Annotated in this window: 21 protein-coding genes; 16 read left to right on the forward strand and 5 right to left on the reverse strand. The window is 69.4% G+C overall.

Translation table 11 applies throughout. The features are described 5' to 3' along the window. Positions 1-233: 233 nt before the first annotated feature. The 3 genes from M0G41_RS04020 to M0G41_RS04030 all read right to left on the reverse strand — a co-directional run bounded on the left by M0G41_RS04020 (position 234) and on the right by M0G41_RS04030 (position 3,841). On the reverse strand, positions 234-2,321 hold the full coding sequence (locus M0G41_RS04020; RefSeq protein ID WP_248205607.1) for a prolyl oligopeptidase family serine peptidase: 2,088 nt from the start codon (positions 2,319-2,321) through the stop codon (positions 234-236). A gap of 139 nt (positions 2,322-2,460) precedes the next feature. Continuing rightward, positions 2,461-3,030, reverse strand: coding sequence for a DUF2179 domain-containing protein (locus M0G41_RS04025; RefSeq protein ID WP_248205317.1), 570 nt, complete (start codon positions 3,028-3,030; stop codon positions 2,461-2,463). A 325-nt stretch (positions 3,031-3,355) separates the two neighbouring features. After that, complete coding sequence (locus tag M0G41_RS04030) at positions 3,356-3,841, reverse strand: GNAT family N-acetyltransferase (RefSeq protein ID WP_248205320.1); 486 nt, start codon at positions 3,839-3,841, stop codon at positions 3,356-3,358. A gap of 49 nt (positions 3,842-3,890) precedes the next feature. Between M0G41_RS04030 and M0G41_RS04035 the strand changes: the two genes are divergently transcribed. The 16 genes from M0G41_RS04035 to M0G41_RS04110 all read left to right on the forward strand — a co-directional run bounded on the left by M0G41_RS04035 (position 3,891) and on the right by M0G41_RS04110 (position 23,264). Beyond that, entirely contained in the window at positions 3,891-5,375 is a 1,485-nt protein-coding gene (locus M0G41_RS04035) for a RimK family protein (protein WP_248205321.1), read from the forward strand. Between the two features lie 170 nt (positions 5,376-5,545). Next, positions 5,546-8,602: a hypothetical protein gene (locus M0G41_RS04040; RefSeq protein WP_248205325.1), complete on the forward strand. Its 3,057-nt coding sequence runs from the start codon at positions 5,546-5,548 to the stop codon at positions 8,600-8,602. Then, a complete protein-coding gene (locus M0G41_RS04045; RefSeq protein ID WP_248205328.1) occupies positions 8,599-10,020 on the forward strand; it encodes an ExeA family protein in 1,422 nt (473 codons plus the stop codon). Before M0G41_RS04040 ends, M0G41_RS04045 begins: the two co-directional genes overlap by 4 nt. A 2-nt stretch (positions 10,021-10,022) precedes the next feature. Beyond that, entirely contained in the window at positions 10,023-11,771 is a 1,749-nt protein-coding gene (locus M0G41_RS04050; RefSeq protein WP_248205609.1) for a hypothetical protein, read from the forward strand. Continuing rightward, a complete protein-coding gene (locus M0G41_RS04055) occupies positions 11,768-13,447 on the forward strand; it encodes a tetratricopeptide repeat protein (RefSeq protein ID WP_248205331.1) in 1,680 nt (559 codons plus the stop codon). Before M0G41_RS04050 ends, M0G41_RS04055 begins: the two co-directional genes overlap by 4 nt. Continuing rightward, the gene (locus M0G41_RS04060; protein WP_248205336.1) at positions 13,444-15,153 is read left to right on the forward strand and encodes a GspE/PulE family protein; all 1,710 of its coding nucleotides are present in this window, start codon (positions 13,444-13,446) and stop codon (positions 15,151-15,153) included. Before M0G41_RS04055 ends, M0G41_RS04060 begins: the two co-directional genes overlap by 4 nt. Continuing rightward, complete coding sequence (locus tag M0G41_RS04065) at positions 15,150-16,358, forward strand: type II secretion system F family protein (protein WP_248205338.1); 1,209 nt, start codon at positions 15,150-15,152, stop codon at positions 16,356-16,358. The genes M0G41_RS04060 and M0G41_RS04065 overlap by 4 nt, the downstream gene beginning before the upstream one ends. Next, entirely contained in the window at positions 16,358-17,848 is a 1,491-nt protein-coding gene (locus M0G41_RS04070; protein ID WP_248205342.1) for a hypothetical protein, read from the forward strand. The genes M0G41_RS04065 and M0G41_RS04070 overlap by 1 nt, the downstream gene beginning before the upstream one ends. Continuing rightward, positions 17,845-18,516, forward strand: a complete 672-nt coding sequence (locus tag M0G41_RS04075) for a hypothetical protein (RefSeq protein ID WP_248205345.1) — start codon at positions 17,845-17,847, stop codon at positions 18,514-18,516. Before M0G41_RS04070 ends, M0G41_RS04075 begins: the two co-directional genes overlap by 4 nt. Beyond that, positions 18,513-18,962 carry a hypothetical protein gene (locus M0G41_RS04080; protein ID WP_248205347.1) on the forward strand — a complete coding sequence of 150 codons (450 nt, stop codon included), beginning with the start codon at positions 18,513-18,515 and terminating at the stop codon, positions 18,960-18,962. The genes M0G41_RS04075 and M0G41_RS04080 overlap by 4 nt, the downstream gene beginning before the upstream one ends. Continuing rightward, positions 18,959-19,834, forward strand: a complete 876-nt coding sequence (locus tag M0G41_RS04085; RefSeq protein ID WP_248205351.1) for a hypothetical protein — start codon at positions 18,959-18,961, stop codon at positions 19,832-19,834. The genes M0G41_RS04080 and M0G41_RS04085 overlap by 4 nt, the downstream gene beginning before the upstream one ends. A 20-nt stretch (positions 19,835-19,854) precedes the next feature. Beyond that, a complete protein-coding gene (locus M0G41_RS04090) occupies positions 19,855-20,622 on the forward strand; it encodes a type II secretion system protein (RefSeq protein WP_248205353.1) in 768 nt (255 codons plus the stop codon). Beyond that, on the forward strand, positions 20,622-20,825 hold the full coding sequence (locus M0G41_RS04095) for a hypothetical protein (RefSeq protein ID WP_248205354.1): 204 nt from the start codon (positions 20,622-20,624) through the stop codon (positions 20,823-20,825). Before M0G41_RS04090 ends, M0G41_RS04095 begins: the two co-directional genes overlap by 1 nt. 10 nt (positions 20,826-20,835) lie before the next feature. Beyond that, complete coding sequence (locus M0G41_RS04100; RefSeq protein WP_248205357.1) at positions 20,836-21,489, forward strand: response regulator; 654 nt, start codon at positions 20,836-20,838, stop codon at positions 21,487-21,489. Next, entirely contained in the window at positions 21,482-22,528 is a 1,047-nt protein-coding gene (locus tag M0G41_RS04105; RefSeq protein ID WP_248205360.1) for a histidine kinase, read from the forward strand. Before M0G41_RS04100 ends, M0G41_RS04105 begins: the two co-directional genes overlap by 8 nt. Before the next feature lie 85 nt (positions 22,529-22,613). Next, entirely contained in the window at positions 22,614-23,264 is a 651-nt protein-coding gene (locus tag M0G41_RS04110) for a prepilin-type N-terminal cleavage/methylation domain-containing protein (protein WP_248205363.1), read from the forward strand. Positions 23,265-23,357: 93 nt separating this feature from the next. Here the strand turns inward: M0G41_RS04110 and M0G41_RS04115 are convergent, their stop codons facing one another. After that, complete coding sequence (locus tag M0G41_RS04115) at positions 23,358-23,888, reverse strand: adenine phosphoribosyltransferase (protein WP_425511228.1); 531 nt, start codon at positions 23,886-23,888, stop codon at positions 23,358-23,360. Then, the gene (locus M0G41_RS04120; RefSeq protein ID WP_248205369.1) at positions 23,885-24,547 is read right to left on the reverse strand and encodes a glutathione S-transferase family protein; all 663 of its coding nucleotides are present in this window, start codon (positions 24,545-24,547) and stop codon (positions 23,885-23,887) included. Before M0G41_RS04120 ends, M0G41_RS04115 begins: the two co-directional genes overlap by 4 nt.

Here is a 24,547-nt window from a genome sequence, read left to right on the forward strand (position 1 = left end):
GAGGGAGATTCCGGCGGGCGCACAGTCAGTCCGGATGACAGACGGGCGAGCCAACGCAGACGAGCCGCGCACGCGTGGGCGCGGCCGGGCACCGCGATGCTGCGCGGCACGCCGGGCGGGGAGAGGGGCGGCGGGGTCGTGCGCATCCCCTGGCCCGAGGGGTCCGGAGGGGCTTGGGCGTCACCGGGGTATCGGGACCGTCGGCGCGCCCGTTCGGGCGCGCCGACGCGGCTTCAGCGGGCGCCGGCTGCCTGCTGTCCCGGCGCCGGCATCAGCTGGCGGCGCAGGAAGGTGTAGGCCAGGGCCTGCATGTGGGCCAACTGCTGGTTGTTGGCGGCGCCGCCATGGCCACCCTCGATATTCTCGTAGTAGTACACCTCGTGCTCCTGCTCCTTCATCCGCGCCATCATCTTGCGGGCATGGCCGGGATGGACGCGGTCGTCACGGGTGGAGGTGGTGAACAGCACGGCCGGGTAGTCCACGCCGGCCTTCACGTTGTGGTACGGCGAGAAGGTCTTGATGAACTCCCACTCTTCGGGCTTGTCCGGATTGCCGTACTCGGCCATCCACGAGGCGCCGGCCAGCAGCTTGTTGTAGCGCTGCATGTCGAGCAGCGGGACCTGGCACACCGCCGCGGCGAACAGGCTCGGATACAGGGTGACCATGTTGCCGACCAGCAGGCCGCCGTTCGAGCCGCCCTGGATGCCGAGCCGCTCGCTGGAGGTCACCCCGCGCTTGATCAGGTCCTCGGCTACCGCGGCGAAATCCTCGTAGGCGCGCAGGCGGTTCTGCTTGAGTGCCGCCTGGTGCCAGCGCGGGCCGTACTCGCCGCCGCCGCGGATATTGGCGACCACGAACACGCCGCCGTACTGCAGCCAGCCGCGGCCGGCTGCCGGCGCGTAGTTCGGGGTCAACGAGATCTCGAAGCCGCCGTAGCCGTAGAGCAGGGTCGGGTTGCTGCCGTCCAGCTTCAGGCCCTTGCGGGCGACCATGAAGTACGGAACGCGGGTGCCGTCCTTGCTGGTCGCGAAGTGCTGGGCGATCTCGTAGTTCGACGAGTCGTAGAAGGCCGGCATCTTCTTCAGCGGCTCGGGGTCCTTGCCGATCTCGCCGATCATCAGCGTGGTCGGGGTGAGGTAGTCGCTGACGGTCAGGAAGTAGGCATCCGACTCCTCATCATCGATTCCGCCGGCGCTGACCGTGCCGAAGGCCGGCGCGCCCTTGAGCGGCGCCTTTTCCCACTTGCCGTCCTTGTGGGTCAGCACGTAGAGGCGGTTCTTGACGTCCTCCAGAACGTTGAGGATCAGGTGGTTCCTGGTCGGGCTGAAGCTGGCGAACGAGGTGGTGTCGGTCGGCGCGAAGAGCACGTCGAACTCGCGCTTGCCGGCCATGAAGTCATCGAAGCGGGACGCGATCAGCGAGCCGGCGGCATACTCCTTGTCACCAACCTTCCACGGCTCGCGCAACTCGAGGATCAGCCAGTCCTTGTGCACCGACTTGTTGGCGCTGTTCGGGGCATCGATCTTGGTCAGCTTGCCGTCCTGACCGCGCAGGTACAGCTCGTCGTTGTAGAAGGCGATGGTCCGGCTGACGAAGTCACGCTCGAAGCCGGTGCTCAGATCGCGGTAGCCGGCGATATACATGTCCTCGTCGGTGCCCTCGTAGACCACCTTGGCCTCGACCATCGGCGTGCCGCGCTTCCATTCCTTGACGATGCGCGGGTAGCCGGAGCTGGTCAGGCTGCCGTCACCGAAGTCGGTGTAGACGTAGACGGTGTCGCGGTCGATCCATTGCAGGCCGCCCTTGGCCTCGGGGCGGAAATAACCGTCCTTGACCCACTGCCTGGTCGACAGGTCGAACTCGCGGGTGACGTCGGCGTCGGCGCCGCCGCGCGAGAGCGCGACCAGGCAGCGCGTGTAGTCCGGCTTCAGGCAGTTGGCGCCGTGCCAGACCCAGTTCTCGCCCTCGGCCTTGTTCAGCGCGTCAATGTCGAGCAGGACCTCCCACTCCGGCTCGTCCTTGCGGTACTCGGCCAGGGTGGTACGCCGCCAGATGCCGCGCTCGTGCTTCTGGTCCTTCCAGAAGTTGTAGTAGTAGTCGCCCTGCTTGCTGACGTAGGGAATCTTCTCGTCGGAGTCGAGGATGGCTTTGAGGTCGGCCTCGAGCTGGGCAAAGGCCACGTCGTCCTTGAGCAGCTTCTCGGACTCCGCGTTGCGGGCGCGGACCCAGTCGAGCTGCTTGTCGCCGCCCACGTCCTCCAGCCAGAGGTAGGGGTCTTCCTGCATTGCCTTCTCCGCCATGGCCAGCGGCGCGGCCAACATGGCCACGGCGCCCAGCGTCCAGATGTTCCGATTCACGCTCTTCTCCCTCGTCGATGGTCTGGTCCGGAGACCCGATGCGCGGGCAGTCTGCGGGGCTGCCGGGCATGGTCCAGTCCCGGAAGTCACGCCGACCGCACCCCTACTTTCGTTTGAACCGCAGCGAAAACCCGCTCTCCGGGGGCAGGTCACCCTCCTCGCCGACGTGGGTCTTGACGTCGGCCACGGTATAGATCGCTTCGGCGTCGAAGGCGGCGATCCGTGCGACCAGGGCAGGCACCTTGCGCCGCCGCTCGACCACGTAGACCACCTGGACGCGCCGCCCGCCCTTGCCCTTGCCCTCCAGCTCGACCACCCGGTAGCCGGCCTCGCGCAGGTGGCCGGCCAGCGAGGCGTCCTCGCGGTAGCAGATGGCCCGGACCAGCTCGCGGCCGACGCCCAGGCGCCGCTCCAGCGAGATGCCGAGGTAATTGCCCGCGGCGAATCCCGAGGCATAGGCCACCGCCAGCCAGGGCTGGGCGTCGAGGTGCAGCAGCACCTGGCGCACCGCCAGCACCCAGATCAGCGCCTCGACAAAACCGATCAGCGCGGCCAGCCAGCGGTATCCGCGGAAGCCGATGATGATCCGCACCGTGCCCAGCGACACATCGGCGACGCGGGCAAGAAAGATGGCCGGCGCCAGCAGCCAGGGAATCAGGTCGGGGGAGATCATGGCGGCGAAGTGTACCGGGGGTTGGGGTCAGGGACTCGGGAGTCGGCCGCTACGCGGCCACGGCAGCTGCGCTGCCTGCGTCTTCGCTGCGCTCGGTCGGGGCTCGGGAACGGGGAACGGGCGGCACCGGCGTTCGTGGAGCGCAGCTTGCTGCTCTGCAACCCAGCCACTCCGAAGCGTTGCGGCAGACCATCGCGCCCGAGCCCCCGGTGCGAGCGCGACACCGCGACACCGCGACACCGCGACACCGCGAAACCAAATACAACTGACGAGCCGTGGCCCGCCATCGAAACGCCGGCAGTTGCCGGCCGAGCAAGCTCGGCCGCTACGAGCCCGGTAGCAACACCCTCCGTAGGCAGACCGCGGCCACGCCATCGTCGTAGTAACCGGCGCGCAGGCCAATCTCCTCAAAGCCGCGCGCCCGGTACAGGGCGAGAGCTGCGGCGTTGTCGGCGCGTACCTCAAGGGTCAGGCCTGGAGCCCCGGCGCGCCGCGCCTGCTCCAGGGCGTCGTCCAGCAGTCGGGCACCCCAGCCGCGGCCGCGGCAGTCCGGATCCACGACGATGGAGTAGAGGCGCCAGGCCGGCCGCTGGCCATGGCGCAGCAGCATGCTGTAGCCGACCACGCTGCCCGCCTCGGCCAGCCTCAGGACCGCACGCGGCGAGCGCAGGTGATGCCTGAACTGGCGCGGGCTGAGCCGGTCGCCGGGGAAGCGCGCCTCCAGGTCCAGAAGGCGAGGCAGATCCGTCAGGGTTGCCGGGCGTATGCGCTCGGCCGCCGCCTGAACGTCCCGCTTCGCCGCGGGGTGCACCGACGGCCGCTTTGCTTCAGACTTTGCCGTCCCTTGCCGCGCCCGTGCCATGAGCCGCCTCGTCATTGTTGTCGAAAAGCTGTCCGATTGGGGGTCCTACTATCCCTCGGAGAACGTGGTCGCCGCCATCGACTACCTGAAGCAGCCGGTCGGTGCCGATGACGAGCGCGTACAGGTGATCAACCTGTGCCGCAACTTCAAGTATCTAGGCCTTGGCTACTACGTCTCCCTGCTGGCGGAGGCCCGCGGGCACAAGGTCATCCCCTCGGTGCGCACGATCAACGACCTGCGCCGGCGCTCCCTCTACGGCATCGACATCGAGGACCTGAACCAGAAGCTGGCCAAGTTCCTGCCCGAGGACGGCCGCGACACCACCGACTTCAGCCTGCTGGTCTACTTCGGCCAGACCAGCTACGGCCCGCTGCAGGACCTCGCCCGCCAGGTGTTCGAGACCTTTCCCTGCCCGATCCTGAAGATCGAGTTCGAGCGGCAGAAGGTCTGGCAGATCGCCTCCCTGCGCCCGGCCGGTTTCCACACCCTGACCGACCAGCAGGAGGACGCCTTCGCCGCCGCGCTGGACGCCTTCAGCAAGAAGCTGTGGCGCAAGCCGAGGGCACGGCGCAAGTTCCGCTACGACCTGGCCATGCTGCACGACCCGGCCGAGGCGATGCCGCCCTCGAACAAGAAGGCCCTCAAGCATTTCATCGAGGCGGGCAAGGAACTGGGCATCGAGGTCGATCCGATCGGCCGCAACGACTTCGCCCGGCTGGCCGAATATGACGGCCTGTTCATCCGCGAGACCACCTCGCTGGACAACCACACCTACCGTTTCGCGCACCGCGCCGAGCGCGAGGACATGGTGGTCATCGACGACCCGGTCTCGATCCTGCGCTGCACCAACAAGATCTATCTCAACGATCTGCTGAAGTCGCGCAAGCTGCCGGTGCCGCGGACCGAGACCGTGTTCCGCGATGACCTCAAGCGGCTCGAGCAGCTGCCCGAGCTGCTCGGCTTTCCGATCGTGCTGAAGATTCCCGACGGCAGCTTCTCGCGCGGGATCACCAAGGCGGAGTCCCTGGCCGAGCTCAAGACCGGGGCCGAGCAGCTGTTCCAGCACACCGCCCTGCTGCTCGCCCAGGAGTACATGTACACCGAGTTCGACTGGCGGATCGGGGTGCTGAACAACCAGGCGCTGTTCGCCTGCCAGTACTTCATGTCGCGTGGCCACTGGCAGATCTACAACCATGGCGCCACCGGCGCGGCCAAGAGCGGCGAGTTCCGCACCCTGCCGATCCGCGAGGCGCCGCCCGAGGTGGTCAAGCTGGCCCTGCGCGCCACCGCGCCGATCGGCGATGGCCTGTACGGGGTCGACATCAAGGCCGCCGACAAGCGCCTCGCGATCATCGAGGTCAACGACAACCCGAACATCGACGCCGGCATCGAGGACGCCTACCTCGGCGATGACCTGTACCGCCGGGTGATGGAGGAGTTCCTCCGCCGCCTTGAGCGCAAGCGCCTCGGCATTCCCCACTAGCACTTCCCGCTGACAGACCCCATCGGGCGTTCCGCCCGAGGGCGGCTGTACCACCTCCCCCGAGAACGGGGGGCATTCCCGAATGCACGCACCGCGCCGGTGCTGCACAATGCAGGCCAACCACCTGCCCCGCGGGGCGGGTCCAGCCTGCTCTATCGGGGAAGCATTGGATGCAACGACTCGGCCGCAGCGCACATCTCATCCTCCTGCTGCTGTGCAGCTGCCTGCTCGCCGCCTGCGGCGGATCCAGCACCGACGCCGATGGCAATCCGATTCCCACCACCACCAGCCGCACGCTGCAGCTGAGCCTCGTGCTGCTCGATCCGGCGGGCCAGCCGTCGACCCGGGTGCCGGCGGGCTCGCGCCGCCAGGTCGAAGTGACTGCGGTGCTGCGCACGGTGGTCAGCCAGGGTGGACGGGTCACCAGCGACACCAGCGCCCCGCTTGGCAACCTGATCGTCGCGCTCAGCGCCGGCGGCGCCAGCTTCGAGCCGAGCAATGGCAACGTGCTTACCGACAGTCAGGGCCGCGGCCGGGCGGTGCTGATTGCCGGCAGCGAAACCGGCGCCAGCGTGCTGCAGGCCAGCGCCAGCTCGGGCGGGGTGCAGGGCATTGCCAGCCTGAACTTCGAGATCGTCCCGGGGCCGACGCCGCGGATCAGCCTGCGCGTGCTTGACGCCACCGGCATCGAGACCAGCACCCTGCGCGCCGGCGAGGTCGTCGCCGTCGAGGCGCGGGCCGCCCAGGTCACCCTGGGTTCCGATGGAAGCAGCGTCGTCAACAGCCAGCCGATGGCCAATGCCGAGATTGTCTTCAGCACCGATGGCGGCCAGTTCGAGCCGGCCAGCGGGCGCGTGCTGACCGGCCCGGACGGAGTGGCAGTGGCCCAGCTGCGTGCCGGCACCGCCGCCGGCGCTTTCCAGGTCACCGCCAGCCTGCAGCTCGGCGAGGACACGACCCTCAGCGCCTCGCGCAGCCTGCAGATCCGCCTGCCCAGCCTGGTGCTGGGCAGCGGCAGCCCGTTTACCCCGGGTCGTCTGGCCCTGTCGCAGTCAAGCATTGCGGTCGGCAACACCGTGACCGTCAGCGGCGAACTGCGTGACGCCAATGGCGTGGTCTTCGCCGCGCCGGTCGATGTGTTCCTCAGCAGCCGCTGCGCCGCGCTCGGCAGCGCCCAGCTGACCAGCCCGGTGCGCGCCCTCAACGGCCGCTTCAACGCCAGCTACACCCCACAGTCCGGCTGCCTGGGCGAGGACCTCATCGAGGCCGATGCCCGGCTGCCCGGCCAGGTGCTCGGTGCCACCGCCAGCGCGGTGCTGTCGGTGCAGCAGGCGCCGGCCGGTGGACTGGTCTTCGTCGACGCCAGCGCGACCCAGCTGGCCCTGCGTGGACGCGGCGGCAGCGGGCGCCCCGAGTCCGCCACCCTGCGCTTCCGAGCCAGCAGCAGCAGCGGCATCGGGGTTCCGGGGGCGCGGGTGCGCTTCAGCCTCAGCAATTCGGCCGGCGGCATCTCACTGAGCCCGACCGAGGCGGTCAGCGACAGCGAGGGCCTGGTTGCGGTCAACGTCACCAGCGGCACCCGCGCGGTGGGTTTCCGGGTGCTGGCCAGCCTCGACAACGGCCTGGTCGCGCAGTCGACGACGCTGAGCATCTCCTCGGGCACGGCGGACCAGGATTCGACGTCACTGGCGGTGCGTACCTTCAACATCGAGGGCTTCAACATCGACGGCGTGGACACCGAGCTGACCCTGCGCGCCGCGGACTTTTTCAACAACCCGGTCGCCGACGGCACCCTTGCTGTCCTGTCCACCGAGGGCGGCGCCGTGGATCCGGTCTGTGTGCTGCAAGGCGGCGTCTGCTCGGTGGTCCTGCGCTCGCAGAATCCCCGCCCGGCCGATGGACGCGTCAGCGTTCTGCTCACCCTGCCCGGTGACGAGAGCTTCACCGACCAGAACGGCAACGGCCAGTACGACACCGGCGAGCCGTTCGAGGACCTGGCAGAAGCGTTCCGCGACGACAATGAGGACGGGCGATACCAGATTGGCGAGCCCTTCGTTGACCGCAATGGCAACGGCGTGCGCGACCCCGGCAACGGCCGCTACGACGGCATCCTCTGCACCAGCGCCGGCTGCCCGCAGGGCTCCGAGGTCGATGTGCGCGCGAGCACGGTTATCGTATTCTCGACCAGCAGCGCCTCGATCAGTATCTCGCCCTCCCAGCTCAGCCTTGACGAACTGTCGCCGCGAACGGTGCTGATCGACATTTCCGACCTCAACGGAAATCTTCCTCCCGCCGGCAGTACGGTCGAGGTCACCACCAGCAATGGCGAGTTGCTGAGCGAGGCCAGCTTCACCGTGGGTAACAGCAATGCCCGCGGGCCGCTGCGCCTGCAGGCCCAGCTGATCGGTGACGGTGAGCCCTCGAGCGGGCAGCTCACGGTCTCGGTGTCCTCGCCTTCCGGCGTGGTGAGCCGCCGGCAGATCACGGTGACCGACATCCGCGCCTGCGACGCCTTGCCGGCCCCGCTGCCCCCGGGCTGCCAGGGAGGCGACACCTCGGTCGGCTCGGTGGTGGTCAACCCCAGCCAGTTCACCGTCCAGCCCAATGATGCCGATCGCAGGGTGACCGTCAGCGTCGGCGTCTTCGCCGGCACGGGCAACGAGCGCCGTCCGTTCTCGGGCGTGACTCCGGGGGTTCGCTGCACCCCGTCGGCCAATGCGGCCGATTTCCAGATCACCGAACCCGCGACGATCGGCGCCACCGACAGTACCGGCACCACCACGCTGACCTTCGAGATCGACGCCGGGGCACTGCCGCTGGGCAGTGTGACCTGCAGCATCCTGGCCGGCGACCAGTCGGCGGACGTCCGCTTCGATGCCGCGACACCCAACGTGGTCCGCGTGGATGCGATTCCCGGCACCTTCAGCATCCAGCCCGACCAGCAGAACGCCGAGCTCAACGTACAGATCGCGGTGTTCGCCCAGGGCGGCGGCGGCACGCTGGTGCCGGTCTCCGGCATCCGTCCCGTGGTCGGCGCCTGTGATCCGGGCAGTTCGTCCGGATTCTTTATCCTGGCACCCACCACGATCGCGCCGACCAACGAGCAGGGCGCCACCTCGGCAAGCTTCGTGTTGAACAGCGGGACGACCATCAGCGGCAGCTGGAGCTGTCCGATCTCCGCGGGCAATCCGCCAGTGACCACGATCATCCGGTTCGACGCCCCGTGAGCACCCTGTACCTCGAGCACTTCGGACTGGGCGAGGCGCCGTTCTCGATCACGCCGAATCCGCGTTTCTTCTACGCCGGAAGCGGGCGCGGCTCGCTGCTGCAGGCGCTGCGCTATGCGGTGCAGTCCGAGGAGGGCATCGTCACGGTCATCGGTGAGGTCGGGTCGGGCAAGACCATGCTCTGTCGCATGCTGCTCGACGACCTGCCCGAGGGCATCGACGCGATCTATCTCGCCAACCCCTCCTTCTCGCGCAACGAGATCCTCGACGCGATCGCCCATGACCTGGGCGTCGACACCAGTCAGGCACCGACCCGGGTCGACGCCCTGAACGCCGAACTCATCCGCCGCTTCGGAGCGGGCCGCCGGGTGGTCCTGCTGATCGACGAGGCCCACGCCATGCCGCGTGACTCGCTGGAAGAGGTCCGCCTGCTGTCCAACCTCGAGACCAGCACGCAGAAGCTGCTCAATATCGTCCTTTTCGGCCAACCCGAGCTCAATGAGCTGCTCGCCCAGCGCGATCTGCGCCAGCTGCGCGAGCGGGTGGTCCAGCGCTTCGAGCTGGGGCCCCTGCCACGTGGCGAGCTCAGGGACTACCTCGCCTACCGAATGCAGACAGCGGGCTACCGGGGCGCGCTGCCCTTCAGCGACGCCGCCGTGGCGCTGATCGCCCGGGCCGCCGGGGGCATCACCCGTCGCATCCACATCCTGGCCGACAAGGCCCTGCTGTCGGCGTTTGCGCGCAATGCGCCGCGCGCCGAGTCCGAGGATGTGCGCCGTGCCTGCCGCGACGCCGGCCTGGCCCTGCCTTCGGCCTGGCGCCCCGGATGGCGGGCCGCCGGGATCGCTGCGGCGGTGGCCCTGGCCTTCGGTATCGGTCATTTCAGCGCCGGCACCGGTGGGGGCCCCGCCGCTGCCGACGCGGCGCCGGCGAGCGGAAGCCTGGTCCCGGCACCCCGGCCCGAGGGGCGTCCGGACCGCGCCGCGGCCAGCCCCGAATCCCCGGCGGCAATGCCTCCCGAGCCCGCCGCGGTGGCGTCGTCGCCGACTCCCGCCGATGCGCCGCCCACGGCTGCGCCGATGGGCGGCGACACCCTGCAGCTGGCGGCCCAACGCCTCGCCCACTGGCTGTCTGCCGAAGGCAATGCCTACACCCTGCAGGTGGCGACGCTGGCCGGGCGCGAGCGAGCCGGACTGCTGCGCCAGCTCGACACCCTGGCCGCCGAACTCGACGGGCGCCCGCCGATGGCCGCGCTGCGCGGCAGCGATGCGGCGCCGACGCTGGTGGTCTTCGTGGGCAGCCACGAGGATGCCGCCAGCGCCGCCGCCGCCGTCGACCAGCTGCCGGCCGCCATCCGAACCAACCAGCCCATCGTGCGCTCACGCGCCACCCTGCGAAGCGGAGACTCGATCCGGTGAACATGCTCCCCCGACTGCGCCTCGCCCTGCCGCTTGCCCTGCTCGTGGCCGGCTGTGCCCACCAGCCCCCGCAGGTTTCCGAAGGTCACCTCCAGGGGCCGCTGCCCAGCATGCCCGCCGCGGACATCCCGCAGCCCGTACAGCGCAGCGCCAGCCTGCCGCCGCCGCGGACCCTTCCGCCGGTCGAGACCTACAACGTGGTGGTCAATGGCGTGCCGGCCCAGGAGCTGCTCTTCGCCCTGGCCCGCGACGCCCGGCTGAATGTCGACGTCCACCCGGCGATCCAGGGCACGGTCAGCCTCAACGCCCTTGACCAGACCCTGCCGCAGATCCTCGATCGCATCGCCCGCCAGGTCGACATGCGCTACGAGCTGAGCGAGGACAACCTGACGGTGATGCCGGACTCGCCCTACCTGCAGATGTACAAGATCGACTACCTCAACATGTCCCGCGAGGCGGTCTCGCGGGTGTCGATCGCCACCCAGGTCGCGGCCCCCGGTGGTCTGGGCGAGGCGCAGGGCGAAGTCGGCAACAACTCCTCGACCGAGCTGTCGAACACCGCCAACAACCGGTTCTGGGAGAGCCTGATCACCGCGGTGCAGGACCTGCTCCGCGAGACCGACAGGCTGATTCCGGAAACCAGCAGTGGCGGAGCCGCGGCGCCGGCCGCATCGGCCGCGGAGGGCGGGGCCCCCACGCCTGCGCAGGCGCAACCGGTCAGGTTCCGCGAAGCCGCTTCGGTGATTGCACATGCCGAGACCGGCATGCTCGCGGTGCGGGCCAGCTCGCGACAGCACGCCAAGGTGCGCGAATTCATCGATGGACTGATCGACAACGCCCAGCGCCAGGTGCTGATCGAGGCGACCGTGGTCGAGGTGGAACTGGGTGACGGCTACCAGCAGGGCATCGACTGGAACCTGCTGCGGCAGAGCAACTCGCGGTTCCGGTTGAGCCAGGGGCCCAGTGGCGGCACCCAGCTGCCCGGAGGCACGCCGGTGGACAGCGATATCCCGGCACTGGGCGTGCTTGAACACCTGGGTTCGATCGGCAGCGTCGACGTCGCGCTGTCGATCCGGCTGCTTGAACACTTCGGCCGCACGCGGGTCCTCTCCAGCCCCAAGATCAGCGTGCTGAACAACCAGACCGCGCTGATCAAGGTGGTCGACAACCTGGTCTACTTCACCCTGACCATCGACTCGACTCCGGCCACCGACAACACGCCGCCGCAGATTACCGTGCAGTCGACGCCCAGCACGGTGCCGGTAGGCTTCCTGATGAACGTCACTCCGCAGATCGGCGACGACGACCAGGTCACCCTCAACCTGCGGCCGACGATCTCGCGCCTGACCCGCTACGTGCAGGACCCGGGCGTCGCCCTGACGCTGGCCCTGGCCCGGCAAAGCGCCGCCAGCCTGCCGGCGATTTCCAGCCTGGTGCCCGAGATCCAGACCCGCGAAATGGAGTCGATCATCAAGGTGCGCGACGGACAGACCGCCGTGCTCGGCGGCCTGATGCGCGACCAGAGCGAGCGCAATAGCGACGCCGTGCCGGGCGCCAGCCGGCTCCCGGTGGTCGGCGAGCTGTTCCGCTACCGCAACGACCGCAAGAGCAAGAGCGAGCTGGTGATCTTCCTGCGTCCCACGATCATCCGCGACCCCAGCCTGCAGGGTGACTACCGCGGGCTGGCCGATCGTCTGCCCAATGAACGTTTCTTCGAAGGCGAGGCGCCGGTCACCGGCGGACGGCCATGAGCCTGTTGATCGAAGCCCTGAAGCAGGCCGAGGCCCGCAAGGGCCCCAAGGGCGGCAAGCCCGGCGAAGGCAAGGACGAGGCAAAGGACGAGGCAAAGGACAAGGACAACGACCAGGCCGCGGCCCAATCGACACCCGAAACCGGCGCCGACGCTGCCGGCGCGCCGGCAGCGGAGGCGTCCTCCGGCAATAGCGAGGGCGGTCTGCAGCTGAGCCTCGCCCCGCAGGAGGAGCGGCCCCCGCGGGAGCCCACGCGCGAGGCGCCGTCCGAAGACTCCGACGAAGGGAAGCCCGCCAGCCAAGCGCAGGAGCAGGACCCGCCCGCTGATTCCGCGCCTGCTGCGAGTCAGCCGGCGCCTGCCCCGCGTAGCGCCGGGCCAGGCCCGGCCGAAGCCGACGTCCCGGCACCCACGCCAGGCCCCTCCGAACCTGCTGCCCCTGTGCCGCCACCCGTGACGAAGGCGCCTCCTTCCGCGCCTGCCCCCGGCCCCGCGCCGCGCACGCCGACGCCGGCCGAGGCCGCGCGAATCGAGCCCCCGTCGCGTCCTGGCCCCGGGACCGATGCACGGCGCAAGGCGGCCCGCGAGGTGATGGCGGCCGCCGCCCAGCAGCGTCCCGCAACGCCACGCAGGGGCTGGCGCGTCCTGCTCGGCGCCCTGGTGGTGGTCGCCCTGCTCCTCGCCGGCGGCATGTGGTGGCTGACCCAGCAGAACCAGAGCCAGTTCGCGACCACGCCAACGGGCGTGCAGCCGGTCTCCGACGCGGTGCTGGCCGAGGCCGAGCAGGGCTTCGATGCCGGCGCCGGCGATGCCCTCCCGACCGCCGACCCGACCGTGACAGCAGCGCCCCCCTCCGAGACCACCGGCCTCGTGGCAGGGTCCGACGGGAGCTCGCCGGGCACGCTTAACCCGCCGCAGCCGAATACGGACGCCGTCGCGCCCGCCGCCGGCCCGGCTGCCTTCGCGGGGGGCGGCGGTGAAACTGCGCCCGGAATGCCCGCGGCCGCCACCCCGGTCCTGATCGCCTCACCGGCGCAACGCGTTGATCCGGCCCCCACCCTGCGCATCGAACGTGCCCGCCAGGCCCAGCAACCCCTGCTCTCGGGCTATGCCGCGCTGAATCGCGGCGAGTTGCCCGCGGCCCGGCGTGACTACCAGCGCGCCCTGCAGCTGCACCCCGGCCATCCAGACGCTCTGCTTGGCCTCGCGGTGATCGCCGAACGGGAGGGTGACTACGAGGGCGCCACCCGCCGCTACCGCGAGGTGCTGAAGGTCGACCCGCGCAATCCAACCGCCCTTGCCGCCCTGATCGGAAGCGCGCCGCCGGCTGCCGGCCGGCGGAGTGAGAGCGAACTCCGCGAGGCGCTGGCGGCGCAGCCACGCTCGCCCGCCCTGCACTTCGCCCTGGGCAACCTGCTCGCAGCAGCCAACCGTTGGGACGAAGCCCAGCAGGCCTACTTCGACGCCGCCGTGCTGGCCCCTGATGACCCTGACGTCGTGTTCAACCTCGGCGTCGCACTGGACCGGCTGCACAAGCCACGTCTGGCGCTCGACCACTACCTGCGCGCGGAGGAACTGCGCCGGGCCCGTCCCGCCAACTACGACCCCTACGCGCTGGCAGCGCGCATCACCACCCTGAGCCAGCAGCTGGCCCGTAGCGGAGACGGCACGCGATGAGCGCCCAGCCGACCAAGCGCCGGCTGGGTGACGAACTGCTCCACCAGGGGCTGATCACCTCCGACCAGCTGAAGATCGCCCTGTTCGAGCAGAACCGGCTGAAGAAGCCGCTCGGCGAGGTGCTGGTCACCCTCGGCTTCCTCACCGAGAACACGCTGCGCGAGGCGCTGTCGGAGAACCTCGGCTTCGAGTCGATCTCGCTGTCCGACATCTTCGTCGACCGCGAGGCCCTGCTCCTGGTGCCCAAGGAGGTCGCGCGCCGACACACCCTGTTCCCGGTCAGCCTGGACCGCGAGACGCGACGCCTGACGCTGGCGATCTCGGACACCAACAACATCATCGCGATGGACCAGACGCGGGCGCTGCTCGGTGACCGCGCCGAACCGATGTGGCGGCTGGCCTCCAGCGGCGAGATCCTGCGTGCGATCGAGCAGTACTACGGCCACGAGCTGTCGATCGACGGCATCCTCAACGAGATCGAGACCGGCGAGATCGATTTCACCTCGCTGTCCGCCTCGGATGCCTCGGAGTACAGCCATCCGGTCGTCCGCCTGGTCGACGCCCTGCTCGCCGACGCCGCCCTCATGGGCGCCTCGGACCTTCACTTCGAGCCCGAGCCCTCCTTCCTGCGCATCCGCTACCGCGTCGACGGCGTGCTGCGTCAGGTGCGTGCCCTGCATTCGCGCTACTGGGCGGCGATGCTGGTGCGCCTGAAGATCCTCGCAGGCATGAACATCGCCGAGAACCGCGCGCCCCAGGACGGCCGCATCTCGCTGGTGCTGGCCGGACGCGAGTTCGACTTCCGCGCCGCGGTGCAGCCGACCATTCACGGCGAGAACTACGTCGTCCGCATCCTCGACCGCAAGAAAGGCATCGTGCCGATCGATTCCCTCGGCCTGCGCGACGACCAGCTCACCCAGCTCAAGCTGATGCTGTCGCGACCGGAGGGCATCCTGCTGGTCACCGGCCCGACCGGCTCGGGCAAGACCACCACGCTGTACTCGATCCTCAACTACCGCAATTCCGAGCAGGTCAACATCATGACTCTCGAGGATCCGGTCGAGTACTCGATTCCGATGATCCGGCAGACCGCGGTGTCCGAGGCGGCGAAGCTTGGCTTCGCCGAGGGTATCCGCTCGATGATGCGCCAGGACCCGGACATCATCCTGGTCGGCGAGGTGCGCGACCAGGACACCGCCGAGATGGCCTTCCGCGCGGCGATGACCGGCCACCAGGTGTTCACCACGCTGCACACCAACTCGGCGATCCGCTCGATTCCGCGCCTGCTGGATCTCAATGTTCAACCCGAGGTGATCGCCGGCAACGTGATCGGCATCGTCGCCCAGCGCCTGCTGCGCAAGCTCTGCGCGCACTGCCGCCAGGAATACGCTCCGGAGCCGGTCGAGCGGGCCCTGCTGGGCGCCGAGGACGACGAGCCGCTGACCCTTTACCGAGCTGTCGGCTGCGACCGCTGCAACTTCAGCGGCTACAAGGGCCGGGTGGCGATCATCGAAACGCTCAAGTTCGATACCGGGCTCGACGAACTGATCGCGCGCCGCGCCACCCAGCGCGACATCAGCGACTACGCCATCTCCCAGGGCTTCATTCCGATCGCCCAGGATGGGCTGCGCCGGGTCCGCGACGGCATCACGACCATCGACGAGGTCGCCCGCGTCATCGACCTCACCGGTCTCGTCCACGCATGAGCCAGTTCAAGTACCGCGCGGTGGCGGAGGACGGCAAGGTGGTGTCCGGCCAGGCCGACGCGCTGAACCTGCCGGAACTGGAGTCACGCCTGTCACGCATCGGCCTCTCCCTGATCCGCGCCGATGCCCTGCGCGACGATGGCGCCAGCCTGCTGCGACGACGCAAGGTCGGCTCTCGCGAGCTGATCAACTTCTTCTTCCACATGGAGTCGCTGCTGCGCGCGGGCGTGCCGATGCTCGAGGCGCTGGCCGATCTCCGTGATTCGGCGGACACCCTTGCCATGCGCGAACTGGCCGGTGGCCTGCGCGACCGCATCGAGACCGGTTCGCCCCTGTCGACTGCGATGGAGGCTTACCCGCAAACCTTTTCGAAGCTGCTGATCGGTCTGGTGCGGGCTGGCGAGATGGCTGGCAAGCTGCCCGAGGTTCTGGCAGAGATCACCGCCAGCCTGAAGTGGCAGGACGAGGTCACGGCGCAGCTGAAGAAGGCGGTGACCTACCCGGCCTTTGTGGCGGTGGTCATCACCGGCGTGGTCTTCTTCCTGATGACCTACCTGGTGCCGCAGCTGGTGGCCTTCATCCAGAACATGGGCCAGGACCTGCCGCTGCACACCCGGGCCCTCATCGCCACCTCGGACTTCGTCATCGCCTGGTGGTGGGCGATCATCACGGTGCCCGTGGCGCTGTTCCTCGGCATCCGCTGGCTCGCTGCCCGCAACCGCTCGGTCCGGTTGTGGATCGACCGCCACTGGCTGCGCGTGCCGGTGATCGGAGAGGTGATCCAGAAGATCCTGCTGGCGCGCTTCGCCAATACCTTCGGCCTGATGTACTCATCCGGCTTCACCATCATCGAGGGGCTGACCAGCTGCGAGGAGGCCGCCGGCAACCTCGAAGTCGGCGATGCCATCCATATGGTGCGCAATCTGATCACCCAGGGCGTGCCGGTCTCGGAGGCCTTCGCCACGGTGGGCCTGTTCCCGCCCCTTGTGCTGCGCATGATCAAGGTCGGCGAGCAGACCGGCGAGCTGGACAATGCCCTGCGCAACGTCAGCTACTTCTACTCGCGGGACATCCGGGAGTCGGTCGACCGCCTGCAGACCATGATCGAACCGGCGATGACCGTGGTGATGGGCCTGATCCTCGGCTGGATCATGCTCTCCGTCCTCGGCCCGATCTACGACACCATTTCAAAGATCAAGACCTGATGGCGCACGGCCTGCTCTACCTCGGATCGGAAGTCGAACAGCTCTACCGGGTCGAGCGCGGGGGGCTGGCGCCGGTTGCCTCCGATACGCGATTCGAGACGCTGAGCGTAGTCGCCGACTTTGTCGAGGAAACCCTGGTCCGGGCATCACTGCCGAAGATGTTCGGTCGCGACATGCAGGCCCTGGTCCAGCGCCGCCTCGAGCAGGAGTTCCGCGAGACTCCGTATCGCGCCGCCATGCGACTGGGGGCTTCGCGCACCGAGAAGCAGCTCGACTTCCTGTTCGTCGGGCTGCCCATCGCCAAGCGTCTCGACGAGCGGCTGCGGCCGTTGGTGGAACAGGGAGTGGCGGTCCGGGGCATCTACACGCCGTCCATGCTGGTGGCGCACTGGGCCCGCCGCGGGCGCGCTCCAGTCGCACCGCGGCTCGTGGTCCTGCCGACGCCGGCCGGCGTGCGCTTCGTCCTGCTCGACCGCAGCCAGGCGGTGCTGTCGCGCCTCACATCGGGCGTGGATCCGTCCGACCCGGAGGGCGCGCCCGCACTCGCAGAAGAGATCGAGCGCACCGTCCAGTACTTCTACAACGCGCGCCTGGTAGACCGGGGCCAGCGCATCGAGATGTGGGTGTGGGGAAGCGAGCCTGCCTGCCAGGGTCTTCGTGAGCGGGAGCTGGCGGGCCTGCAGCAGGCCCAGGGACCGGCGGATGCAAGACTCGGTGACCCGACCCGGGAAGGCATGCGATGCCTGCTCCGCCTTGCGGCCGAACATCCCCCCGCCGAACAGCTCGCACCGGACGCGATCCGCCGCTTCCACGCGCTCGCCCGGCTGCGCCGCGGCCTGCTTCTGGGGGGCGCATCCGGCGGCTTGCTGCTGGCCCTTGTCGCAGCCTGGAGCTGGTATGGCGCAGCAGACCTCCGGGCGCAGCGGCTGGAGCTGGAAATGCAGGCAACGGCCGTCGAAGAGGCCAACACCGCGCTTCGTGAGCGGATCGAGGCGATCGCCGCCGACCCGCAGACCGTTGCGGAAAGCATTCGCGCATTCGATACGCATCTCGGCAAGCTGCCCGAGCTGTCACCGATTCTCGTCGCAACGAGCCGCGCGTTCGATGCCGAATCCGCGTATCGCCTCGACACCCTCGTCTGGTCGGTAGCTGATCCACCCCGCATCGACCCCATGAGCGGCTTGGCCGCCGAAGCCCCGACGGGCAACTGCCCGCTTTCCTGGCCGGCAAACCCGTTGACCGGCGAGCGCCCGGTGCTGCCCCGGGTCGGCCTCTCCCTGTCCGGCGAGTTCGTGGGCGACACCTCCCTGCGCCAGATGCTGGACGCCCGGCAACGATTCGATGCGTTGCTCGGCGAGGTGCCGGGATTCTCGCTGCAGACCCAATCCGCTGCCGTCGACTCCAGTGGCACCGGCGTGCTCCGCGGCGGCGGCGAGGAAGCGGCGCAGCGGGCGTTCAACTACTGCCTGTCGATGGAGCCCCCACCGTGAGCCTGCTTGCCATGTCCCTGCGCCGCGACAGCCTTCGCCGGGCCGGGATGCATATCGGCATCGCGGCGGCGATGCTGGTGGTGGGTGCCGCGGCCCTGCTGGTCGCACGAGCGGACATCGGGGACGAGCAGCGCTCGCGCAGCGAGGCCGAGGCCCAGCTGGCGGCCCTGCAGGGCGAAAGCGCCGGGCTGGAGGAGTCGCTCGCCATGCTTGAAGGGAACGTCGAACGCTACCGCAGCCTCGAGCGCGGCGGTTTCATCGGCGGCGGCGACCGGATAGCGTGGACCGAGGCGCTGCTGCGCGTGCAGCAGCGCCTCGGTCTCCCGGAGACCAGTTTCGAACTGGCCCCGCAGCAGATGCTCGAACCGCCGATGACCGACCCGTCCCTGCCTCCGGTCGACGGCCAGACGGCCGCCGCCTCGGGGCCGCTCGCCCACGACCTCAGGATCCAGATCCAGCGCGTGCACGAGGGCGAAGTGCTGGCGCTGCTGGCCCAGCTCAAGGCCGAACAGGTGGGGTTCTTCAGGGTGCAGCGTTGCAAGATGGAGCGCGACCCCCGTGGCATCGGGTTGGCGCTCGACTGCACCCTTCGCTGGGTGACCTACCTGCCCCCGCCAGCGCCCGAGCCCGAGTTCCTGGAGGAAGACTACGAGGAGGCCGCCCCGTGATCCGCGCGGCGACTCTGCTCGTAGCGCTTGTCCCTGCATGGGCGGCCGCCCAGGACAGCGGGACCTCGACCCAGCTCGGGCGCCTGTTCTTCACCCCCGCCGAACGTGTGGCACTGGTTGGCATGCGCCTCGCGCCGGGCCCCGAGCCGCTCGCCGGGGTACAGCCGACCGACACCGCCACGCCGGTCGCCATCGCCGTCCCGATGCTCCGCCTCGATGGACTGGTCCACCGCGATGCGCAGCCCTCCATCGCCTTCCTCAACGGGCGGCCCGTGGAGGACGGCGGCGCGATCCTCGAGTACCGGGTCGTCGCCGGCACGAGCAGTGTCACCCTCCTCGGCGCCGACGGACAGCGTGTCCGACTTCTGGTGGGTCAGTCCCTGATGCGCGAACAAGGGCGTATCGTCGACCCGTTGCCACCGCATTCGCTGAGCAGCCCGCCATGAACCTGCCCCGCAACCTGCCCTGCCGCCGACACCGCCAGCGCGGGGCGGCGCTACTGGCCCTGGTCCTGCTGGCGGTGGTGGGACTGGTGGCCTTCATGCTCGCCACTTTCCAGAACGAGCACCGGCCGCAGAAGCGACAGCAGACGCAGCAGCGACACCTTGCCGAAGGCCGCGATGCCTTGGTCGCCTTCGCCACCCAGCAATGGTGCAGCAGTCCCCAGCCGGGACAGACTCCCCAGTGGCGGCTTCCCTGCCCGGCAGGCGCCAACAGCGATGGCAACGCGCTCGGGGCCTGCAGCTCCACCGCCCGGCAAACCGGTCGCCTGCCCTGGCGAACGCTGGTGACCGGGCCGCTCCGGGATGCCGCGGCGGAATGCCTGTGGTACGAGCGTGAGCCCAATCAGGTCTCCCCCGCGCCGCCGCCGGACACCGTCGTCGCCCGGGTGCTGGCGCCCGGGCCGGCGTTGCAGGGACAGTCGCGCCCGGGCAGCCAGAACGGAGCATGTGGCAACCACGGCGTGGCCGGTGACTACATCGAGCGGACCGCCCCACCGCCGATGCCGAACGACAGCATCCTGGAGATCCGCTACGCCGACCTGCAGCAGGCGGCCACCGCCTGCCCGGCCGCCTCTGCCTGCACCAGCAACGCGCAAACCCTGCTCTCGAACGTCAGCGGCAACTCCAACAACTGCCGGGTTCCGCCCGGCAATTCGGTTTCGGCGAGCTGCCAGGCCGCGGCGAATGCGTTGACCGACCCGGCGAACGCCTGCAGCTGCGCGACGGAGGCCCAGCAGTTCGTCAATCCGCCCTGCATCAACAACCTCAATCCACCCCAGTGCCAGGCGGCCATCACTGCCCTGCAGAGCTGCTAGCCGATCCGGAGATCCCTGCCATGAGCGCGCGCCAGCACGGCTTCACCTTGATCGAGATGGGCGTCACCCTGGCCATCGTCGGCATCCTGCTGACCGGCCTGATCATGACCCTGGGTGCCCAGCAGGATGCCTCCCGGCAGGCCGAGACACGGCGTTATCTGAGCCAGGCCCGCGAGGCGCTCTACGGTTTTGCCATGACCAATGGCCGCCTGCCCTGCCCGGCTGCGCCGAACGTTGCCTCGGGCGCGGCGAACGCGGGCATCGAGCGGGTGCCGACCGCCGCCGGCTGCACCGGCGGAGCTGCGGCCCTCAGCGGCGTCCTGCCCTGGGCCACCCTGGGCCTTGCCGAGACCGACGCCTATGGCGGGCGCATCAGCTACCGGGTCGATGCCACCTTTGCCCGAACCGCAGGCCCCGCCCGCCCGACCAACCAGTACGCCTGCGCGACCGCGCCGGCCAGCGCACCCGCGCAATCGGCCTTTGCGATCTGTTCGCTCGCCACCCTCACGGTGCAGAACCCCGGCGGCGCCGGCACGCCTCTGGCCTCAAACGTTCCCGCCGTCATGGTCTCGCATGGCCCCAACCAGGCCGGGGGCTTCATCATCAGCGGCGTCCAGGTGGCTGGCGGCAGTGCCGATGAAGTCGAGAACAGTGATGCGGACGACCAGTTTCGAAGTGGTCCGCGCCGCGATGCAGGCGCCGCCGCCGGCGAGTTCGACGACGAGCTGGACTGGGTTGTGCCCTCGATCCTGATGCACCGCATGGTGCAAGCAGGCCGCCTGCCCTGATGACGCTGGCCCATCGCCGCCGCGATCTCAGGTGGTTGCGCTGGGGGCTTCTGGTCCTGGGCCTGGGCCTGATCGCAGGCGGATACTGGCACCTGTTTGTCGATCCCGAGGTCAGCCCCGACGAGGCCACCGACCATGCCTTCACCGGCATGGCGCTGGTGATCGCCGGGGCGGGGCTGGCCATACTCAGCCGCTGGATCTGAGAGCCCGCGCATGGAACACGGAGTAGCCGAAGAAACCCCTGACGCCGAGACCACCGCCCGCCCGCAGGCGGTGATGGTGGTCGAGGACGATGCCTCGCTGGCAGACCTGCTCGGTTTCATGCTCGCCGGCGCCGGCCACCACGTGGTCACCGCCGGCGACCGTGCAGGAGCGATGCAGCTGGCCCGCGCCTATCCCGAGACCAGCATCGCACTCTGCGACCTCGGGCTGCCGCCTCGACCGAACCAGGTCGAGGAGGGCATCACCCTGATCGGCCAGCTGCTGCAGCTGCGGCCGCAATTCAAGATCATCGTGGTCACCGGCCAGGACCAGCAGGCCGCGGCGCTGGCGGCGATCCGCGCCGGCGCGTTCGACTTCCTCGCCAAGCCGGTGGCACCTGCCCAGGTGCTGGCGGCAGTGGAGCGAGCACAGCTCTTCGTGCGGACCGAGGCCAATCTTCTCGAAGCCGGCGAATCGCGGATCACCATCGCCGCGAAACTCGAGGAGGGCATTCGCGAGGCCGGTGAGGCGGCGGCCGAGCGACTGCTGCGCCAGGTCCTGTCCGACACCGGTTTCAATGTCGCCGAGAGCGCCCGCCGGCTGGGCCTGCAGCGCGAGAACCTCTACTACTTCATCAAGAAGTTCGGCATCCAGCGCGATGCTTGAGTGGTTCGCCGGCAGTCTGGTGCTGGTCGGGCTCAGCATGGTGCTCAGCCTGTCATGGCTGCGCCGCGCGGCCAGGCAGTACGTCTCCCTCGCGCAGGAGCTGACCGCCCGCCGCGCCGACATCGGCGGCGACGTGCTGTCCTGGTTCGCCGCCTGCCGCACCACGCTCGAGCAGGCCGGCGTGAACGGGCTGCGCTATCGCGGCCTGTGGTTCGGCGGCCAGGTCGAGGGCGACTGGGGCGAGCGACGCGGCGAGCGCCGCACGCGGATGCTCAATGCGGGCGACCTCAGCCTGACGGTTGAACTATGGGTTCGCCCGATGCGCGGCGAGCGGCGGATGCTGCGCGAGGGCGTGCTCTCGGTGTTCGACCTGCTGCTGCAGCAGTCGGTGCTGGCCAAGTCCGAGGCAGTGGCCGCGGCGCTGGCCCAGCAGGCCGAGCTGTCCCTGTATCTGCAGCACGACCTGAAGAACCTCACCCAATGGGTGCTGCTGGTGACCGACCAGTTCGCGGCTGCCGATGATGACCAACTGCTGATGCTCGCCCGACACCTTCGCGAGCACGCCCCGCTTGCGCGCCAGCGCGCCGAGCGACTGGTCGACCAGCTCAGCGATCCGCGTGGCGATATCCGTGAGCAGCAGAAGCCCTACGACCTGCTGCAGGAGGCGCGAATATTCGCCTCCCTCCACGGCCTCGACCTGCAGACTCCCGACGGCGCGCTCCGCGTGGCGCTGCCCAAGCGAAACGTCGAACGCATCCTCGACCCGCTGTTCGCCAGCCTCGCCGGCATCACGCCACCACCCAAGGTGTCCCTTGACCTGCGTGAGGAAGACGGCTGGACCAAGATCGAAATCCGCTCCGACCGCCGCCCGCCGATCAGCCTTGCCCGGTTGTTCGAGCCGCGGATCCGCGACGAGCACGGCCTGCCGGCGCTCGGTCTGTACCAGTCCCGCACCGCCGCGCTGTCGCTGGGCGGTGGACTGACCGCCCAGCCCCGCGGGGAGGGCCTGGTCTACGCGCTGACCCTGCCATCGGGTTGAACCCGCGTAAGGATTCTGCACTCCCTCGCTGGCCCGCAGGCCACTAGAGTACGTTCCATCCTCCCTCCCACAGGACAACGCGAGCATGACTTCCCATCGTCAGCAGTCCGGCTTCACCCTGGTCGAGATCGCCATCGTGCTGGTCATCATCGGCCTGCTCCTCGGCGGCATCCTCAAGGGTCAGGAGCTGATCGAGAACTCCCGCGTCACCAACGCCACCAATGACATCAACGGCACTCGCGCCGCGGTCAATGCCTACCTCGACCGCTACCGCCGCCTGCCGGGCGATGATGGCCCCGGCGCCGCCGTGGCTGCTCGTGGCGGCTCCTGGACCGCCAACATGGCCGGCAACAACAACGGCGTGCTCGACGCCACTGCCGCCCAGACTTTCACCGGACAGGGCGAAGTCGACAACTTCTTCCGCCAGCTGCGTGCCGCCGGCTTCATCTCGGGTGACCCGGCCCAGGTTGGCGCGGCCGCCATGCCGCGCAACCCCTGGGGCGGCCTGCTGGGCGTCGCCGGTAACGGTGTTCCGGGCATCAATGGCCGCGCCGTCTGCGTCAGCCAGGTGCCGGGCAAGGCGGCGACTGCGCTGGACAACCGCCTGGACGACGGCAATCCGACCACCGGTTCCTTCCGCGGCTTCACCAGCGGTGCCGGCGTGAACGCGGCGCCGACCAATGCTGCCGCAGCCTACGCCGAAGACCTGGTGTTCACCGTCTGCGCCGAGCTGTAACCGCCAGCGGTCTCCCGCTGTCTCCTTCGACGCCCCGCACCGCGGGGCGTCGTCGTTTGCGGACCAGGAAAGTTCGCCGCGCAAGCGGCCAGCTCAGCCGACCCGCTCAAGCACCTCGACGCGGCAGTCGCTCGGCAGCCGGGCGCGACCGCCAAGGGGAACGATCTCCAGCACCAGCCCGGCGCCGACCACCTCGGCACCGAGCTCGCCCAGCAGCGCCAGCGCGGCGGCGAGGGTGCCGCCGGTGGCAAGCACGTCATCGACAAGGAGCACCCGGCGGCCGGGCGCCAGCGCGTCCGCCTGCATCTCGAGGGCGTCCTCTCCGTACTCGAGCGAGTAGGACCGGCGATGCACCGTGCCGGGCAGCTTGCCCGGCTTGCGCAGGGGAATGAAGCCACAGCCCAGGACCCGGGCCAGCGGTGCGCCGATCAGGAAGCCTCGGGACTCCACGCCAGCCACGACATCCGGCTTCATCGAGCCGCGCCAGGGTTCGGCCAGGGCCTCCAGAAGCTGGCCAAAGCTCTCGCCGTCGGCGAGCACCGGCATCAGGTCGAGGAAGCCGACACCAGGCCGGGGAAAGTCGGCGTACCGGCGGATCCGGCCGCGCCAGTCCGGGGCGCTCACTGACCGACGTTGTCGTACTTGGCCAGACGCTCGGATTCCTCCGCCGCGCCCTCCCGCCATTCACGCATCGCCGGCAGGGCTTCTACCGCGTCGCAATAGGCCCGCGCCGTGTCGTCCAGGGCGACGCCGTAGCCACGGAAGCGAACCGCCACCGGGGCGAACATCGCATCGACGATACCAAAGGCGCCGCAGAGGAACTCGCCGCTCCCGGCGCGGCCGCGCAGCTCGCGCCAGAGCTGCTGGACCCGGTCGATATCGCGCTGGGCATTGGCATCCCAGCGGTAGACGCCGGTCGAGGGGTCGCGGCCGCAGTTCATGGGCAACTGGGTGCGCAGGTCGGTGAAGCCCGAATGCATCTCGGCCGAGGCGCTGCGGGCAAGCGCCCGTGCGTCGAGGTCGGTCGGCCAGCCGCGGCCATCGAGGAAGACTTCATTGGCGTACTCGACGATGGCCAGCGAATCCCAGATCACCCGGCCCTGGTGATGCAGCACCGGCACCCGGCCGCTCGGCGAGAAGCGCGCAATCTCGCGCCGGAACTCCTCGCTGCCCAGCGCCAGCCGGCGCTCCTCGAAGGGAACCCCGAAGGCCTTGAGCAGCAGCCAGGGGCGCAGCGACCAGGAAGAGTAGTTCTTGTTTCCGATGACCAGAAGCGGTTGCAT

Source organism: Pseudomarimonas salicorniae (assembly GCF_023156535.1).
GTDB classification, from domain to species: Bacteria; Pseudomonadota; Gammaproteobacteria; order Xanthomonadales; family Xanthomonadaceae; genus Pseudomarimonas; species Pseudomarimonas salicorniae.

Excerpts from the sequence above, each read along its gene's own strand:
- M0G41_RS04095 (WP_248205354.1), top strand. The coding sequence starts at position 20,622 with ATGACGCTGGCCCATCGCCGCCGCGATCTCAGGTGGTTGCGCTGGGGG.
- M0G41_RS04090 (WP_248205353.1), top strand. The coding sequence starts at position 19,855 with ATGAGCGCGCGCCAGCACGGCTTCACCTTGATCGAGATGGGCGTCACC.
- M0G41_RS04070 (WP_248205342.1), top strand. The coding sequence starts at position 16,358 with ATGGCGCACGGCCTGCTCTACCTCGGATCGGAAGTCGAACAGCTCTAC.
- M0G41_RS04105 (WP_248205360.1), top strand. The coding sequence starts at position 21,482 with ATGCTTGAGTGGTTCGCCGGCAGTCTGGTGCTGGTCGGGCTCAGCATG.
- M0G41_RS04020 (WP_248205607.1), bottom strand. The coding sequence starts at position 2,321 with ATGTTGGCCGCGCCGCTGGCCATGGCGGAGAAGGCAATGCAGGAAGAC.
- M0G41_RS04025 (WP_248205317.1), bottom strand. The coding sequence starts at position 3,030 with ATGATCTCCCCCGACCTGATTCCCTGGCTGCTGGCGCCGGCCATCTTT.
- M0G41_RS04050 (WP_248205609.1), top strand. The coding sequence starts at position 10,023 with ATGCTCCCCCGACTGCGCCTCGCCCTGCCGCTTGCCCTGCTCGTGGCC.
- M0G41_RS04060 (WP_248205336.1), top strand. The coding sequence starts at position 13,444 with ATGAGCGCCCAGCCGACCAAGCGCCGGCTGGGTGACGAACTGCTCCAC.
- M0G41_RS04110 (WP_248205363.1), top strand. The coding sequence starts at position 22,614 with ATGACTTCCCATCGTCAGCAGTCCGGCTTCACCCTGGTCGAGATCGCC.
- M0G41_RS04040 (WP_248205325.1), top strand. The coding sequence starts at position 5,546 with ATGCAACGACTCGGCCGCAGCGCACATCTCATCCTCCTGCTGCTGTGC.
- M0G41_RS04065 (WP_248205338.1), top strand. The coding sequence starts at position 15,150 with ATGAGCCAGTTCAAGTACCGCGCGGTGGCGGAGGACGGCAAGGTGGTG.
- M0G41_RS04035 (WP_248205321.1), top strand. The coding sequence starts at position 3,891 with ATGAGCCGCCTCGTCATTGTTGTCGAAAAGCTGTCCGATTGGGGGTCC.
- M0G41_RS04085 (WP_248205351.1), top strand. The coding sequence starts at position 18,959 with ATGAACCTGCCCCGCAACCTGCCCTGCCGCCGACACCGCCAGCGCGGG.
- M0G41_RS04055 (WP_248205331.1), top strand. The coding sequence starts at position 11,768 with ATGAGCCTGTTGATCGAAGCCCTGAAGCAGGCCGAGGCCCGCAAGGGC.
- M0G41_RS04100 (WP_248205357.1), top strand. The coding sequence starts at position 20,836 with ATGGAACACGGAGTAGCCGAAGAAACCCCTGACGCCGAGACCACCGCC.
- M0G41_RS04120 (WP_248205369.1), bottom strand. The coding sequence starts at position 24,547 with ATGCAACCGCTTCTGGTCATCGGAAACAAGAACTACTCTTCCTGGTCG.